The sequence below is a fragment of the Mesorhizobium sp. WSM4840 genome (assembly GCF_055811755.1).
This window is the reverse complement of record NZ_JBVVQD010000024.1, coordinates 24,661-41,665: the sequence shown is the minus strand read 5'-3', so window position 1 is coordinate 41,665 and position 17,005 is coordinate 24,661. Positions and strand designations below refer to the sequence as shown.

The window sequence follows — 17,005 nt, the reverse complement described above, 5'->3', positions numbered from 1 at the left end:
GTGCAATGATATCACTTGCAGTGTGTTTCAATATGTATATACATAATCGCCGCCGATTGAAACGGAAAAGATAATGGCTGGAGAGAGCAAAAGCCGGGCAGGGGAGGTTCGCCTCTGGCGCAATGCGCGCCTGGCAACCATGGCTGAAAGCGTCGCCGGACTTGGCATCGTCGAACACGGTGCGATCGCCGCACGCGATGGCGTGATCGTCTATGCCGGCCCGGAAGCCGACATGGCGGCAGCACTTTTGCAAGACGCCGAGATTGTCGATTGCAAGGGCCGCTGGATCACGCCCGGCTTGATCGACTGCCACACCCATCTGGTCCATGCCGGCAACCGTGCCAACGAATTCGAGATGCGGCTGGCCGGCGCCACCTATGAAGAGGTCACCAAGGCCGGCGGCGGCATCGTCTCGTCGGTCAAGGCGCTGCGCGCTGCCAGCGAGCACGAACTGGTTACGCAGTCGCTGCCGCGCCTCGATGCGCTGATCGCCGAGGGTCTCACCACCATCGAGATCAAGTCGGGTTACGGGCTCGATCTCGAAAACGAGCAGAAATCGCTGCGTGCCGCGCGGCTCCTGGGCGAACATGGTCCAGTCACAGTAAGGACGAGCTTCCTCGGGGCTCACGCGCTGCCGCCCGAGGCGAAAGGCGACAAGGACGCTTTTATCGACCGGGTCGCAAAAGAGATTTTGCCGGCCGTCGCTGCCGAGGGCCTGGCCGATGCCGTCGACGGCTTTTGCGAAGGCATCGCCTTTTCGCCCGAGCAGATTTCTCGCCTGTTCGACGCGGCGAAAGCAGCAGGCCTGCCGGTCAAGCTCCATGCCGACCAGCTGTCCAATCTGCATGGCGCGGAACTCGCCGCACGATATGGCGCGCTATCGGCAGACCATCTCGAATACACTGACGAAGCGGGTGCGGCGGCGATGGCGAAGGCAGGAACCGTGGCGACGATCCTGCCCGGCGCCTATTATTTCATCCGCGAGACCAAGAAGCCGCCGATCGGCCTGTTTCGCCAGCACGGCGTCAGAATGGCGGTCGCCACCGACTGCAATCCCGGCACTTCGCCGCTGACCTCGCTACTGCTGACCATGAACATGGCGGCGACTCTGTTCGGTCTGACCGTCGACGAATGCCTTGCCGGTGTCACCCGCGAGGCCGCACGCGCGCTCGGACTGCTCGGAAAAACCGGCACGCTGGAGGCTGGAAAATCAGCCGACATGGCGATCTGGGACATCGAGCGCCCGGCCGAGCTCGTCTACCGCATGGGCTTTAACCCGCTGCATGCCCGCATCTGGAGAGGACGATGAGCGAACTCAAACTCAAGCCGGGCAACACAACGCTGGCCGACTGGCGCGAAATCTATCGTGGTGCCGCGCCGAAGCTGGACGCTGCCTGCCGGCCAAAAATCAAGGCCAGCGCCGAGGCGGTTGCGCGGATCGTCGACCGGGGTGAGCCGGTCTATGGCATCAACACCGGCTTTGGCAAATTGGCCAGCGTCCGCATCCCCGCCGCCGACCTCGAGACCCTTCAACGCAACATCGTGCTGTCGCATGCTGCCGGCGTCGGCGAGCCTATCCCGGTTGCGATCACCCGGCTGATGATGGCGCTGAAGCTGGCCAGCCTGGCGCAGGGCGCTTCCGGCGTGCGGCCGCAGACGATCGAATTGCTGGAAGCAATGCTGGCCAATGACGTCATTCCGGTGGTGCCGGCGCAAGGCTCGGTCGGCGCCTCCGGCGACCTTGCTCCGCTGTCGCATATGACCGCGGTAATGATCGGCGTCGGCGAATGTTTTACCCCGCATGGCCGGTTCCCGGCCAAGGTCGCCTTTGTCTCGCACGGGCTGGAGCCGGTCACGCTTGGCGCCAAGGAAGGGTTGGCGCTGCTCAACGGCACGCAATTCTCGACCGCCTACGCGTTGGCCGCCCTGTTCGACGCCGAAGTGCTCTACCAGTCGGCGCTCGTCGCCGGTGCGCTTTCGACCGATGCCGCCAAAGGCTCCGACGCCCCCTTCGATCCGCGCATCCATCTCCTCAGGAAGCATCCTGGCCAGATCGAGGCGGCCGAGGCGCTGCGCAACCTGATGGCCGGCAGCGCCATCCGTGAATCGCACCGGGTCGGCGACGAGCGCGTGCAGGATCCGTACTGCCTGCGCTGCCAGCCGCAGGTGATGGGCGCTGCGCTGAGCGTGCTGCGCCAGGCCGCCGACACGCTGGGCACCGAGGCCAACGGCGTCACCGACAATCCGCTGATCTTCGCCGAGGACGACACCGCGCTTTCCGGCGGCAATTTCCACGCCGAGCCGGTGGCCTTCGCCGCCGACATGATCGCACTCGCCGTCTGCGAGATCGGCTCGCTGTCGGAACGGCGCATCGCCATGCTGGTCGACCCGGCGTTGTCGGGCATGCCGGCCTTCCTGACGCCGAAGCCCGGGCTGAATTCCGGCTTCATGATCCCGCAAGTGACGGCAGCGGCACTCGTCTCGGAAAACAAGCAGAAGGCCTATCCGGCCAGCGTTGATTCGATCCCGACCTCGGCCAACCAGGAAGACCACGTCTCGATGGCAGCACATGGCGCGCGCCGGTTGATCGGCATGGTTGAGAATGCGACGGCGGTCGTCGGCATCGAATTGCTGGCCGCCGCGCAAGGCTGCGATTTTCATGCGCCGCTGGCGTCGAGTGCGCCGCTCGAAGCGGTGCGCAGGCTGGTCAGGGCCGAGGTGCCGCATCTCGACAATGACCGGCATTTCCACCCCGACATGGAAAAGGCCATCGCTATGGTGCGCAATGGCGCTGCGGTGAAGGCGGCGGGGGCGGTGGCGCTGCCGGGAATTGCGTCGTGAGAACGCACACGTCGATAGGTCGCGATCCTTCGCGCCGTAGAGCGCCAGCGCGGGGGGATTTCTCATGACTTTACCCTCCTGGCTCACCGTCACCCAAGGCACGGCACCCCTGCTGGTCTCGATCCCGCATACCGGCATCGATCTCGCCGGTCTTGAGGACCGGCTGGTGTCGCCCTGGCTCGGCCGCCGCGACGCCGACTGGTGGATCGACAAGCTCTATGACTTTGCCGAAGACCTCGGCGCGACGGTGGTGCATACGGCGATCTCGCGCACCGTCATCGACGTCAATCGTGACCCGTCCGGCGCCTCGCTCTATCCCGGCCAGGCGACGACCGGGCTCTGCCCGACCGAAACGTTCGATGGCGATCCGCTTTATCGCGCCGGAGAGGAGCCTGGACCGCCGGAGGTCGACGAGCGCCGCAAAAAATACTTTGTGCCTTACCATGCCGCCCTGCAGGCCGAGATCGACGGGCTACGCGCCCTGCATCAGAAGATCGTCGTCTATGACTGCCATTCGATCCGCTCGGTGCTGCCGCGGCTGTTCGAGGGCACGTTGCCGGTGTTCAATCTCGGCACCAATGACGGCAAGAGCGCCGATCCTGCCTTGCAGGCGATGGTCGACGAAATCCTCGCCGGAACCGGCGAGACATACGTGGTGAATGGCCGCTTCAAGGGCGGCTGGATTACGCGCAATTTCGGCCAGCCGCAAAACGGCGTCCATGCGCTGCAGATGGAACTCTCCAACCGCGGCTATATGCACGAGCCTGAGGGCAAAGGGACGCCCGACAATTGGCCGGTGCCTTACAACCCCGCATTCGCCGCGCCGATCCGCGCCACGCTGAAGCGGATCCTGGAAAGCGCGATTGCCTGGGCCGGGCGCTGACGCTCCGTCGCACAGCTCATTCGAAAGGGACAGTGACGCCATGACCGATCCTCGACATAACATCCGCGAAGTCCGCAGCCCGCGCGGCAGCGAGCTCAACGCCCGCACATGGCTGACGGAAGCGCCGTTGCGCATGCTGATGAACAATCTCGATCCCGACGTCGCCGAAAACCCCAACGAACTGGTTGTCTATGGCGGCATCGGCCGGGCGGCGCGCACCTGGAACGACTTTGATCGCATCGTCGCCTCTCTGAAGACGCTTAGAGATGACGAGACGCTTCTGGTGCAGTCCGGCAAGCCTGTCGGCGTGTTTCGGACTCACACCGATGCGCCGCGCGTGCTGATCGCCAATTCCAATCTCGTGCCGCACTGGGCGACATGGGAGAAGTTCAACGATCTCGATAAGAAGGGCCTGATGATGTACGGCCAGATGACGGCCGGCTCGTGGATATACATCGGCACGCAGGGCATCGTGCAGGGCACCTACGAGACCTTCGTCGAGGCCGGCCGCCAGCATTATGGCGGCAATCTCAGGGGCAAATGGATCCTGACCGGCGGCCTCGGCGGCATGGGCGGCGCACAGCCGCTGGCTGCGGTCATGGCCGGCGCCTGCTGCCTGGCAATCGAATGCGATCCCGACCGCATCGATTTCAGGCTGCGCACCCGATATGTCGACGAACGCGCCGACACGCTCGACGAGGCGCTGGAAAAGATCGAGCGCTGGACCAGGGCCGGCGAGGCGAAATCGGTCGGCCTGGTCGGCAACACCGCCGACATCGTGCCAGAACTGGTGCGGCGCGGCGTGCGCCCCGACTTGGTCACCGACCAGACGTCGGCGCATGATCCGCTCAACGGCTATCTGCCCAAGGGCTGGTCGCTCGCCGAGTGGCGCGAGAAGCGCACCAGCGACCCGAAGGCGGTCGAAAAGGCAGCGCGCGCGTCGATGCGCGAACATGTCGAGGCGATGGTGGCGTTCTGGAACGCCGGCGTGCCGACGCTCGACTACGGCAACAACATCCGTCAGGTGGCAAAGGAGGAAGGATTCGAGAACGCCTTTGCCTTCCCGGGTTTCGTGCCGGCCTACATCCGACCGCTGTTTTGCCGCGGCATCGGCCCGTTTCGCTGGGCAGCCCTCTCAGGCGATCCCGAGGACATCTACAAGACCGACGCCAAGGTCCGCGAATTGACGCCCGGCAACACCCACCTGCACAACTGGCTCGACATGGCGCGTGAGCGCATCGCGTTCCAGGGTCTGCCGGCGCGCATCTGCTGGGTCGGTCTCGGCGACCGCCACCGGCTCGGCCTCGCCTTCAACGAGATGGTGGCGAAGGGCGAGCTCAAGGCGCCGGTGGTCATCGGCCGCGATCATCTTGATTCCGGCTCGGTTGCCTCGCCGAACCGCGAGACCGAATCGATGAAGGACGGCTCCGACGCCGTGTCCGACTGGCCGTTGCTCAATGCGCTGCTCAACACCGCCTCCGGCGCAACCTGGGTATCGCTTCATCATGGCGGCGGCGTCGGCATGGGTTTTTCGCAGCATGCCGGCATGGTCATCGTCGCCGACGGCACACGCGAAGCGGCCAAACGCCTGGAGCGGGTGCTGTGGAACGACCCCGCAACCGGCGTCATGCGCCACGCCGATGCCGGCTATGACATCGCGATCGACTGCGCCAGGGAGCACCAACTCAACCTGCCCGGCATTCTCGGCTGAGCCGCGCCTTGCGCATTCTCCGGGCAGCCGAATACCGGTCTATGCCGTGGAAGAACGGCGGCGGGGTGACGACGGAAATCGCCGTCTCGCCCGCAGGTGCTGCGCTCGACGATTTCGACTGGCGCATCTCCATGGCTCGCGTTGAAAGCGGCGGGCCATTCTCCGGGTTTGCCGGAGTGGACCGAACCTTGGCCGTGCTGGAAGGCGAAGGGATCATCCTTGATATCGCCGGCCGCCCGGCGGCTACGGTGACCAAAGCTTCCGCCCCACTTTCCTTTCCGGCCGATGTGCCGACGCAAGCGGCGCTGATCGCCGGTCCGATCACCGATCTCAACGTCATGACGCGGCGCGGACGGATGACCCACGCAGTCGAGCGCGTGGTGATTTCGGCCCCGACAGATATCCAGTCGGTGGCCGACGCGACCCTCATCCTGTGTTTTGACGGCGAGATCACGGTGGCCGGCGCGACGCCTGTCCGCATCGGGCCGCGCGACACGCTGTTGCTCGGGCCGGACGCCCTAAAATGGCGCCTGGAGCCTGCCCGAACGGCGACGCTGTTCGTGATCAGGATCGAACGGGTTGCTGCAAACGATTAACGCCTGTTTCGAAACATGATCGCAACACCGGCGAAATATGCCGTAAGCTCAAGCCCACATCACGAAAAAGCCCGAATCCTTCCGTCGATCAAGTCCCGACGGCAGCGAGGGGATGATCGTCTGAAAGTTGTGGTGCGAAAACAAACTTTCGGCCCGTGTTTCGATGCAACCAATTGCATTTGAATCGGTTTTAGGGACATTGCCGTGGCGGTGACGCCGCTATGCGTCCCTCATACGGAATTTTCAATGAATATTCAGACGGCCCCCACCCAAATGGAAAAAACGAGCGCGGGCTTCCCGGCCATTACAGAAGAGCCGATACGCTCCAATTTCCTGCCGGAAGAGCGCCTGCGCACGTTGGGTGCAAGCCTCGCCAAGGGTGACGTCAAGGATCTGTTCGGCCTGGAGTCGTTCGATTTCCAGCCACGCGTCCGCGACAGCGCCAGCAAGATCCTCGAAGTCTATCGCTCGACCAATGCCGCGCAGGCGAGAGGCGAGACGATCACGCCGGCGGCGCAATGGCTGCTCGACAACAACTATCTGGTCGAAGAAACCATCTTCCAGGTCAAGCGCGACCTGCCGCGCCGTTTCTATCGGCAGTTACCGACCCTGAAACTGTCCGACGGCGCCAGCGTGCCGCGCGCGCTTGCGCTGGCCTGGACCTATGTCGCGCATTCGGACAGTTCCGTCTCAGCGACCATGTTCAAGGCGATCGTCGAAGGCTTTCAGTCCGTCGAGCCACTGAAGATCGGCGAACTCTGGGCGCTGCCATCGCTGCTGCGCTTCGTTCTGATCGAAAATCTTCGCCGGATCGCGGTCCGGGTCAGTCGTACCCGCCAGATGCGCCAGATTGCCAACGAGGTCGCCGACCGCGTGCTGGCGATCGACGACAGCGCCGACCGTCAGGCGATCCTGTCGAACTACGTCGCCCATGCACAGGACACCACCTTTGCCACCCAATTGCTCTACCGCCTGCGCGACGGGTCGCAAAATGCCGGCAGGGCGTTGGAATGGCTGGAGGGCGAGCTTGAAAAGTCCGGCTCCGATGCCGAGGAAATCATCATCAGCGAGCATCGCACGCTGTCCGGTGGCAATGTAACCACCGGTAACATCATCCGCGGCCTCAGGCTCATCAACGATATCGACTGGACGGTTTGGTTCGAAGGTGTCAGCCGCATCGACACCTTGCTGCGCGAGCGCACCGATTTCGCCGCGCTCGATTTCTTCTCGCGCGACCAGTACCGGACCGCGATCGAGGAAATGGCGCGCCGCTCCGATCGTTCCGAATTCCGCGTCGCTGAAAAGGCGATCGAACTCGCCGGCCATGCCGCTGTCGCCGATACCACCGGCACCGGTCCGACCGCTCACACCGACGTCGGGTTCTTTCTCGTCGGCCCGCGCCGCCTGGAACTGGAAAAAGCGATCGGCTATCGGCCGACCGTCAGCGTCACGATCAAACGGGCGTTCGGCAAGACCGGATGGCTGGGCATTGTCGTGCCGGTGTTCGCGCTGACGGTCCTGCTTCTGGTCCTCTCCGGCAACGCCCTTGCCAATCTCGGCCTGGCCATACCGTCGATCGTCTTGATGCTGGCGCTGTTTGCCGTGCCGGCCAGCGAAGGCGCGCTTGCCTTCTTCAACACCGTCGTATCGTTGTTCCTGAAGCCCACCCGCCTTGTCGGCTACGACTACAGACGCGGCATGCCGCCCGAGGCGCGCACGCTGGTGGTGGTGCCGTCGCTGATCGGCTCGCGCGACGACGTCGAGGAGAACATCCGCAACATCGAAGTGCATCACCTGGCCAACACCGCGGACGAAATCCATTTCGCTCTGCTTTCGGACTGGCCGGACAGCAAAACCGAAATCGATGCGGCGGATATTGAGATCCTCCAATATGCTCGCGACGAGATCGCACGGCTGAACGCCCGCTATCCCAGCGAAGGCGCGCCGCGTTTCTACGTCCTGCATCGCCGGCGGCTCTACAATGAATCCCAGGGCGCCTGGATGGGCTGGGAACGCAAGCGCGGCAAGTTGCACGAACTGAACCTTCTGCTGCGCGGTGACAGCGACACCACCTTCCTGCCGCTGGATGTGCCGCTGCCTGAAAACGTCATCCATGTGATGACGCTGGACGCCGACACGCGCACCACCCGCGATGCCGTCGCCAGTTTGGTTGGCAAGCTTTGCCATCCGCTCAACCGCCCGCATTACGATGCGGCAAAGCGCGTTGTCACCGCCGGCTACACCATCCTGCAGCCGCGCATCACCGCCTCGCTGACCAGCGGCGACGACGCATCCTTCTTCCAGCGGGTCTTTTCCGCCAATCGCGGCCTCGATCCCTACGTATTTGCCGTCTCGGATATCTACCAGGACGTCTTCGGCGACGGCTCCTTCACCGGCAAGGGCCTCTATCACGTCGACGCCTTCGAAGCGGCGCTGAAGGGCCGCATCGAAGAAAACACCATCCTCAGCCACGATCTGCTCGAAGGCGCCTTGGCACGCGCGGCGCTGGTCACGGACGTCGAACTGGTCGAGGACTATCCGACCCGCTATTCGGTCGACGCGTCGCGCCACCATCGCTGGGCACGCGGCGACTGGCAGCTTCTGGGCTTCATTCTCGATCCACGCTCCGGCGTGCCGGCGCTGTCGCGCTGGAAGATGGTCGACAATCTGCGGCGCTCGCTGACGCCGATCTTCTGGGTGATGGCGGCGATCGCCGGCTGGACATTGCTGCCTTTCACGCAGGCCGCGCAATGGCAAGCGCTGTTGATCCTCACACTGTTCATGGCGCCGACATTCGACATCGTCCACGCCATCCTGCCGAAAAGCGGCGACCAGACGCCGCGCGGCCATTTCTCGGCGCTGGCGCGCGACGTTGTCTTCGGCACCGCCCTGGTAGCGCTGAAGATCGTGCTGATGGCGCATCTGGCCTGGATGATGGGCGATGCCATCATTCGCACGCTCTACCGTTTGTTCGTCAGTCGCCAGAACCTGCTCGAGTGGCGCACTGCCTCGCAGGCGCAGAAGAACGGCGACAACGATCTCGGCTCCTATTACGGCATAATGTATGGCGCAGTGATTGTCGGCGTCGTCGGCCTTGCCATCCCTGTTCTGGCCGATTCCACCGGAGCTTTCGTTGCCTTCTTCTTCGCGCTGTTCTGGATCGGTTCGCCGGCCTTCGCCTTCTGGATCAGCCGCTCGGCCGAAACCGAGGACCGTTTGCGCATATCGGCGGCGGACATCCATGCGCTGCGCACGGTTGCGCGGCGCACATGGCATTATTTCGAGACCTTCGTGACGGCCGAGCATCACAATCTGCCGCCCGACAATTTCCAGGAAAGTCCGGCGCCTGTCGTGGCGCCCCGCACCTCGCCGACCAATATCGGCGTCTATCTCCTGTCGGTGATTTCGGCGCGCGACTTCGGCTGGATCAGCCTGTCCGACGCGACCACCCGCATCGACGCGACGATGTCGACTATCGAGAGCATGCCGCGTGAGCGCGGCCATCTCTTCAACTGGTATGACACGACGACGCTGAAACCGCTCTATCCGCTCTACATTTCCGCCGTCGATAGCGGCAATCTTGCCGGCCATCTGGTGGCGGTGGCGGCCGCCTGCGCCGAATGGGCGGAAGCGCCTGCGGTCCACCTTCAGGGCGACTTCGAGGGTATCCTCGATACGGTGACGATCCTCGACGAAAGCCTGGCGGAGTTGCCTGACGACCGTCGCCAGTTGCGGCCGTTGCGCCAGCGGCTCGCCGATCGCCTCGACGGCATGCGGCGGGCGGTCGAATCGATCAAGGCACAGCCCGAGATGGCATCGATCCGCACCATCAACCTGGCTGTTCTGGCCGGCGAGATTCGCAAGCTCGCCATCGCCATCCATACCGAGGCCGTATCGACACAGAGCGACACCATCGCCGACTGGGCGGCGAGACTGGAAGCCACCTGCGAAGCGCATGTCCATGACGCGCATAGCGACGACAATGCCGTCGAAGCCTTGCGGGCCAAGCTTCTTTCGTTGCGCGAGCGCACGCGTCGCTTCGCCTTCGAGATGGATTTCTCCTTCCTCATGCGGAAGGAACGCAAGCTTCTGTCGATCGGCTACCGGGTCGAGGAGCATCAGCTCGACGAAAGCTGCTACGACCTCCTGGCTTCCGAGGCGCGGCTGACCAGCCTGTTCGCCATCGCCAAGGGCGATCTGCCGACGGAGCACTGGTTCCACCTCGGCCGGCCGATCGTCGAGATCGGGTTCAAGGGCGCGCTGATGTCCTGGTCAGGCTCGATGTTCGAGTATCTGATGCCGCCGTTGGTGATGAAGGAGCCGCAAGGCAGCATCCTCAACCAGACCAGCAAGCTCATCATCAAACGTCAGATCCAGTACGGCCGCTCAAAGAACGTGCCCTGGGGGATTTCGGAAGCGGCCTACAATGCCCGCGACCGCGAACTGACCTACCAGTACACCAATTTCGGCGTGCCCGGGCTGGGCCTGAAGCGAGGTCTTGGCCAGAACACGGTGATTGCGCCTTATGCGACCGTGCTGGCGGCGCAGTTCACCCCGCGTGAATCGGTGCAGAACCTGGCCAGGCTGAGGCAGCTCGGCGCCCTTGGCCGGCACGGCTTCTACGATGCGGTCGATTTCACGCCGCAGCGCGTGCCGGAGGGCACCGACCATGTCGTTGTGCTGAACTACATGGCCCACCATTCCGGCATGTCGATCGCCGCCGTTGCCGACGCCATCTTCGAAGGACGCCTGCGCGACCGCTTCCACAGCGATCCGGTGATCGAGTCGGCCGAGTTGCTGCTGCAGGAAAGGGCGCCGCGCGACATCCCGACCGCCACCGTCAGGACCGAGGCCGACGAACGGTCGAAGGACGAAACGGAAGTCGAGAGCCCCGACACGCGCATCGTGCTCAATCCGCTCAAGGCGCTGCGTTCGACCAGCGTCATGTCCAACGGCCGCTACTCGGTCATGGTCACCGCGACCGGCTCCGGCTATAGCCGCTGGGGCGAGCTCGCCGTCACGCGCTGGCAGCCGGATCCAACCGAGGATCGGCTTGGCTCCTATATCTTCCTGCGCGACGCCGGCACCGGCGACTGGTGGTCGGCCACCGCCGAGCCAAAGCGTGCCACCGACGAAGAAGTGCAGACGCTGTTCTCCGACGACAAGGCGAGTTTCATCAAGTCGGTGGGATCACTGCGTTCGGAGGTCGAATGCATCGTCATCTCGGAAGGAAACGGCGAAGGCCGGCGGGTGACGCTCTACAATGACGGCCCCGTCGATCGGCATATCGAAGTGACCTCCTTTGCCGAACTGGTGCTGGGCTCCGACGCATCCGACAATGCGCATCCGGCCTTCTCGAAAATGTTCGTGGAAACCGAAATCGCTGCGAATAATGGGGCGATCTTCGCCACAAGACGCAAGCGGGAAACGGACGAGCCTGATGTCACCATGGTGCATTTCGTCACCGACCCGTCTGGGTCGACGCGCGACGCCGAAGCCGAGACCGACCGGCGCGCCTTCATCGGCCGCGGCCGCACCATTGTCGCGGCCGCCGCCTTCGATCCCGGCGCCAAGCTTGGCGGCCATTCCGGCTTCACGCTGGATCCGGTCGCAGCACTTCGCCGACAGGTGCGCGTGCCGGCCAACAAGAAGATATCGCTGACCTTCTGGACTGCCGTCGGCGCCGACCGTGCCGAACTCGAAGATGCCATTGCGCGGCTCGATCATCCGGAAGCCTTCGCCCGCCAGGCGATGCTCGCCTGGACCCGCTCACAGGTGCAGACCCGTCATCTCGGCCTCAGCCTTGCCGATGCCGCCAATGTGCAGAACCTGGCGCGCTATCTGATCTATCCTGATCCGTTCCTGCGCCTTCCGGCCGAATCGATCGCTTCCGGGCTCGGCAAGCAGTCGGGCCTGTGGCCGACCAGCATATCCGGCGACTTTCCGATTTTCTTGGTCAGGATCGGTGATGTCGCCGATCTCGAAATCGTTGCCCAGGCGCTCCGCTTCCAGGAATATATGCGCGCCCGCGGCATGATGATCGACTTTGTCGTCGTCAACGAGCAGGCTTCATCCTACGTGCAGGATCTGCAACGGGCAGTCGAGACGCTGTGCGAAAACAGCCGCCTGCGCGGCAAGGAACTCGGACCCCGCCAGCACATCTTCGCGGTGCGCCGCGATCTGATGGACGAGACGACCTACAAGACGCTGCTCGCCGTCGCCCGCGTCGCCCTGCACACGCGAAACGGCACCATCTTCGATCAGATCGAGCGCGCCGAGGCCGCTGCGCTGCAAGCGCGGGACGCTTTGCAGCCGGCAGGTGCAGCAGCGCTTCGTGAACCGTCTCCGCCGGCGCCACAGACATGGGCTGCCCAGGCCTCGGTCGAAGGCAGCGCCGACGGCAGCGGGCTCAACCAGTGGAACGGTTTTGGCGGCTTCGAGGGCGACGGACGCCACTATGTCGTGCGCCTTGCTGGCCGGCGCACGACGCCGCAGCCCTGGATCAACGTCGTCTCCAACGCCTCGTTCGGTTTCCATGTTTCGGCTGAAGGTGCTGCTTTCACCTGGAGCCGAAACAGCCGCGACTATCAACTGACGCCGTGGGCGAATGACCCGGTCACCAACCGGCCCGGCGAGGGCATCTATATCTACGATCATGCCAACGGCCGGGCGTTCGCGCCGCTGGCCGCAGTGGTGCGCGATCCCGCCATGACCTACGAAACATGGCACGGACAGGGTTTTTCGACCTTCCGTTCGAAGCGCGGACCGCTGTCGATGGACCTGACCCATGTGGTGGATCCTGTCGATCCGGTGAAAATCTCCCGATTGCGCATCCAGAATTCGGGTTCGGTGCCGGCGCGCCTGCGCGTTTATGCCTACGCGGAATGGGTTCTTGGCAGCCATCGTTCGCGCACGGCGGCGACCATCGTTCCATCCAGGGATGCTGCGACGGGCGCGTTGCTGGCGCAAAATCCCTACGGGCTCGACTTCAGCGAGCGGGTCGCCTTCCTGGCCGCCGACGGCGCGGCACACTCGGTGACGGCCGACCGCGGCGAGTTCATCGGTCGCCACGGCACCAGCGAACTTCCGCATGCCGTGCTCAGCGGCGCAAGCCTGTCGGGCCGCGTCGAGGCGGGCGACGATCCTTGTGCTGCAATTGCACGCGACGTCGACATCCCTGCCGGCGGCGACGTGACGCTGCTCTGGCTGCTCGGCGATGCAGCCTCTGCCGAGGAAGCCAGCGCGCTGGTACAGCATCATTGCAGCAAGGATTTCGATCAGCGGCTGGCTGACAATGAACGCACCTGGCGAGGGTTTCTCGGCACCATCCAGGTCGAGACGCCGGACAAAGCCCTCAACGCCATGGTCAACCACTGGCTGCCCTATCAGAGCCTTGCCTGCCGCATCCGCGCCCGCTCGGCGTTTTACCAGGCGAGCGGCGCCTTTGGCTTCCGCGATCAGTTGCAGGACACGCTGGCCCTGCTTGTCCATGATCCGAAACTGGCGCGCGACCAGATCCTCAACGCGGCGCGGCGGCAATTCCCCGAAGGCGACGTGCAGCATTGGTGGCTGCCGCGCACCGAGGCAGGCGTCCGCACCATGATTTCCGACGACGTGGTCTGGCTCGCCTATGCCACGGCACACTACTTGCAGGTGACCGGCGATACCCCGATCCTCAGGGAACAACTGCCCTTCATCGACGGGCCGCCTCTGGAAGAAGGCGAGCACGACGCCTTCTTCACCCCGGAGATATCGAAGAAGACCGCTTCACTCTATGATCATTGCGCACGTGCACTTGACCTTGCCATCAAGCGCAGCAGCTCCGCCGGACTGCCGCTGATCCTCGGTGGCGACTGGAACGACGGCATGAACCATGTCGGCGAGCACGGAAAGGGCGAGAGCGTCTGGCTGGGCTGGTTCCTGCTGAAGACGCTGGGAGACTTTGCACCTGTCGCCAAGGCGGAAGGCGATACCAAGCGTGCGCAAGCCTGGACAAAACACGCCGACGTGCTGAAGCGGGCGTTGGAAAGCACCGCCTGGGATGGTGAATGGTATCGTCGCGGCAGTTTCGACGACGGCACGCCGCTGGGGTCGCGCGGTTCGCAGGAGTGCAAGATCGACTCGATTGCCCAGTCGTGGAGCGTGCTGTCGGGAGAGGGCGATCCGGCGCGGTCGACGACGGCGATGCAGCAGGCATTGAAAATGCTCGTCGACGACGAGCTCAAGATCGTCAAGCTTTTCACCCCGCCCTTCTCCAGGACGGAACAGAACCCAGGCTACATCAAGAGCTACCCGCCGGGTGTCCGTGAAAACGGCGGCCAGTACACCCACGCGGCGACATGGTTCGTCATTGCGCTCGCCGAAATGGGGCGCACCGACGACGCCTACCGCTGTCTCTCGATGCTCAACCCGGTCAACCACGCGCTCGACGAAGCCGCTGCCGAGCACTACCGCGTCGAGCCTTATGTCGTCGCGGCCGACGTCTACGCCGGGCAAGGCAAGGGCGGCCGCGGCGGCTGGACCTGGTATACCGGCTCGGCCGGCTGGCTTTACCGCGCGGCGGTCGAGGGCATCCTCGGCATTGAGCGCAGGGGCGAGCGCATCCAGTTCAGGCCGAAACTCCCCAGCCATTGGGATGGTTATACAGCAACGCTCAAGGTGCTGGGGGCCGAACTCAGGGTTCGCGTTGTCCGCGACGCCAAGGTCAAAGCCATCTCGCTTGAGGTAGATGGTAAAAAGACGAAGGCTTCGTCTTTCGAACCGAAAGCCGGCGACAATGCTGAGGTGGTCGTCAGGATACCGGCGTAGTTTCAAGGATTTGGAGCGTCTTTGCACGTCTTGGGGGCGCGCGTTGTTTAAGCGTGCTCTAGAAATTCTATTGCGCATGAGCTCTCCAAAAAGCCGATGCAGGCTTTTGTGATCCGTACATAACCAGTTGCTGATTAAAATTGCGGCAGTGCTTGCAGCCTGCCACGATTCTGCCGCAAGGCTGACATTTTACCTTTTTTCTCAAACCGTTAGGTGATCACGACAGATTTCGCAGCGTCGCCATCTTTTGTTCGCGAATTGGGAACTGAAGGGGTACACGAGCATTGTTTCGCGACACGTCAACAGGTACGAGTCAGAAAATGATGCAGTGCACAATAACAATTTGCCGGAGTAGCTGAAGTGTCCCTTCTGCAGATCTACTGGAGAGCGCTTGGTTATCTCGCCGCCGACAGGAAACGCGTAGCGTTTATCTGCGGAGCGAATGTCGCGCTTGCCATTATCGCCATCCTTGAGCCGATCATGTTCGGACGGGTGATCGATGCTATTTCGGACGGCGGCTCGGTCTTTTCGACGCTCGCCGTATGGGCCGGTATCGGCGTCTTCAACGTCGTCGCCTTCGTTCTGGTGGCGCGCGGCGCTGACCGCTTTGCCCATGCACGGCGCAGCGAGGTTCTTTGCCAGTCATTCGAGCGCGTGATCACCATGCCGCTTGCTTGGCATCATCAGCGCGGCACCTCCAATTCCCTGCATACGCTTCTGCGCGCGGTCGAGACCTTGTTCAGTCTCTGGCTCGAGTTCATGAGGCAGCATTTGTCCACCGTTGTCGCACTGGTTCTGCTGGTGCCGACGGCGCTCAGCATGGATATTCGCATGTCGATGGTCCTGCTGGCGCTGGGCGCGCTGTACGTCGGGATCGGGCGGCTGGTGATGCGTCGTACCAGGGAAGGCCAGGCGTCCGTGGAACGGCACTTTCACCAAGTGTTCGCACATGTGAGCGACTCGGTCAGCAATGTCGCCGTGCTGCAGAGCTACAATCGCATCGGCCACGAGACCGACGCCTTGAAGCGTTATGTCAAGAATCTGCTTGATGCCCAGTATCCGGTGCTCGACTGGTGGGCACTGGCCAACGCTCTGCACCGCCTGTCGTCGACCATTTCGATGATGGTCGTGCTGTTGATCGGCTCCTATCTGGTCATGCATGGCCAATTGCGTATCGGTGACGTCATCGCCTTTACCGGCTTTGCCACGCTGCTGATTGCCCGGCTCGACCAGATGTCGGCCTTCGCCAACCAGATTTCGGAAGCCAGGGCCAAGCTCGAGGAATTTTACCGCCTTGAGGACTCCGCGGCCGACGCCGCCGAGCCGGACGGGTTGCGTGATCTGGTCAACGTCACTGGTCATGTGCGTTTTGAAAACGTCAACTTCGAATTCGCCAATTCGGGGCAGGGCGTGAACGACGTGTCATTCGAGGTCCATGCCGGCCAGACCGTGGCCATCGTCGGTCCGACGGGCGCAGGCAAGACCACGCTCATCAATCTTTTGCAGCGCGTCTTTGCGCCGTCGAGCGGCCGTATCCTGATCGATGGCATCGATACCCGCACGGTGACCCGCAAGTCGCTGCGCCACTCGATCGCCACCGTTTTCCAGGATGCGGGCCTTCTCAACCGCTCGATCGAGGACAATATCCGGGTCGGGCGCGCCGAGGCGACCTATGATGAGGTCCACGCCGCCGCCAACGCCGCTGCCGCGCAGGATTTCATCCTGTCGAAGAGCAACGGCTACGATACGGTCGTCGGCGAGCGCGGCGGACAGCTTTCGGGCGGCGAGCGCCAGCGTATCGCGATCGCGCGCGCCGTTCTGAAGGATTCGCCCATCCTGGTGCTCGATGAAGCGACCAGCGCGCTTGACGTCGAGACGGAAGACCGCGTCAAGGAAGCGATCGACGAATTGCGTCGCGGCCGCACCACCTTCATCATCGCCCACCGCCTGACCACCGTTCGCGATGCCGATCTGGTCGTGTTCATGGACAAGGGCAAGGTGGTCGAAATGGGTGGGTTCGCCGAATTGTCGATGCGCAATGGCCGCTTCGCCAGCCTGCTGCGCGCTGGCGGCCTGCTCAACGACGAGGAAGTCCGCCGCCTCAGCCGTACCATCACCGACGAGGCCGCCTGAGCGGCCAAGCTCGCCCTTCTCCCCTTGTGGGAG

7 protein-coding genes are annotated in these 17,005 nt (G+C 63.5%); all 7 read left to right on the top strand.

What is annotated here, in order from left to right; genetic code table 11:
• Positions 1–73: 73 nt before the first annotated feature.
• A complete protein-coding gene (gene hutI / locus AC0L3I_RS26520; protein WP_473487768.1) occupies positions 74–1,309 on the top strand; it encodes an imidazolonepropionase in 1,236 nt (411 codons plus the stop codon).
• On the top strand, positions 1,306–2,841 hold the full coding sequence (gene hutH / locus AC0L3I_RS26515; RefSeq protein WP_473528794.1) for a histidine ammonia-lyase: 1,536 nt from the start codon (positions 1,306–1,308) through the stop codon (positions 2,839–2,841). The genes hutI and hutH overlap by 4 nt, the downstream gene beginning before the upstream one ends.
• 64 nt (positions 2,842–2,905) lie before the next feature.
• Positions 2,906–3,724 carry an N-formylglutamate deformylase gene (gene hutG / locus AC0L3I_RS26510; RefSeq protein WP_473487766.1) on the top strand — a complete coding sequence of 273 codons (819 nt, stop codon included), beginning with the start codon at positions 2,906–2,908 and terminating at the stop codon, positions 3,722–3,724.
• Between the two features lie 40 nt (positions 3,725–3,764).
• Entirely contained in the window at positions 3,765–5,435 is a 1,671-nt protein-coding gene (gene hutU, locus AC0L3I_RS26505) for a urocanate hydratase (RefSeq protein WP_473487765.1), read from the top strand.
• A gap of 8 nt (positions 5,436–5,443) precedes the next feature.
• Positions 5,444–6,031 (top strand): HutD/Ves family protein, encoded by a 588-nt coding sequence (locus AC0L3I_RS26500; protein WP_473528793.1) that lies wholly within the window; start codon positions 5,444–5,446, stop codon positions 6,029–6,031.
• 246 nt (positions 6,032–6,277) lie between these two features.
• On the top strand, positions 6,278–14,839 hold the full coding sequence (locus tag AC0L3I_RS26495; RefSeq protein WP_473528792.1) for a glycoside hydrolase family 94 protein: 8,562 nt from the start codon (positions 6,278–6,280) through the stop codon (positions 14,837–14,839).
• Positions 14,840–15,199: 360 nt separating this feature from the next.
• A complete protein-coding gene (locus AC0L3I_RS26490; RefSeq protein ID WP_123147604.1) occupies positions 15,200–16,972 on the top strand; it encodes a glucan ABC transporter ATP-binding protein/ permease in 1,773 nt (590 codons plus the stop codon).
• Positions 16,973–17,005: the final 33 nt, after the last annotated feature.

What these genes read in the sequence shown, in the direction of transcription:
- hutI (WP_473487768.1), top strand. Translation starts at nt 74, where the DNA reads ATGGCTGGAGAGAGCAAAAGCCGGGCAGGGGAGGTTCGCCTCTGGCGC.
- hutH (WP_473528794.1), top strand. Translation starts at nt 1,306, where the DNA reads ATGAGCGAACTCAAACTCAAGCCGGGCAACACAACGCTGGCCGACTGG.
- hutU (WP_473487765.1), top strand. Translation starts at nt 3,765, where the DNA reads ATGACCGATCCTCGACATAACATCCGCGAAGTCCGCAGCCCGCGCGGC.
- hutG (WP_473487766.1), top strand. Translation starts at nt 2,906, where the DNA reads ATGACTTTACCCTCCTGGCTCACCGTCACCCAAGGCACGGCACCCCTG.
- AC0L3I_RS26495 (WP_473528792.1), top strand. Translation starts at nt 6,278, where the DNA reads ATGAATATTCAGACGGCCCCCACCCAAATGGAAAAAACGAGCGCGGGC.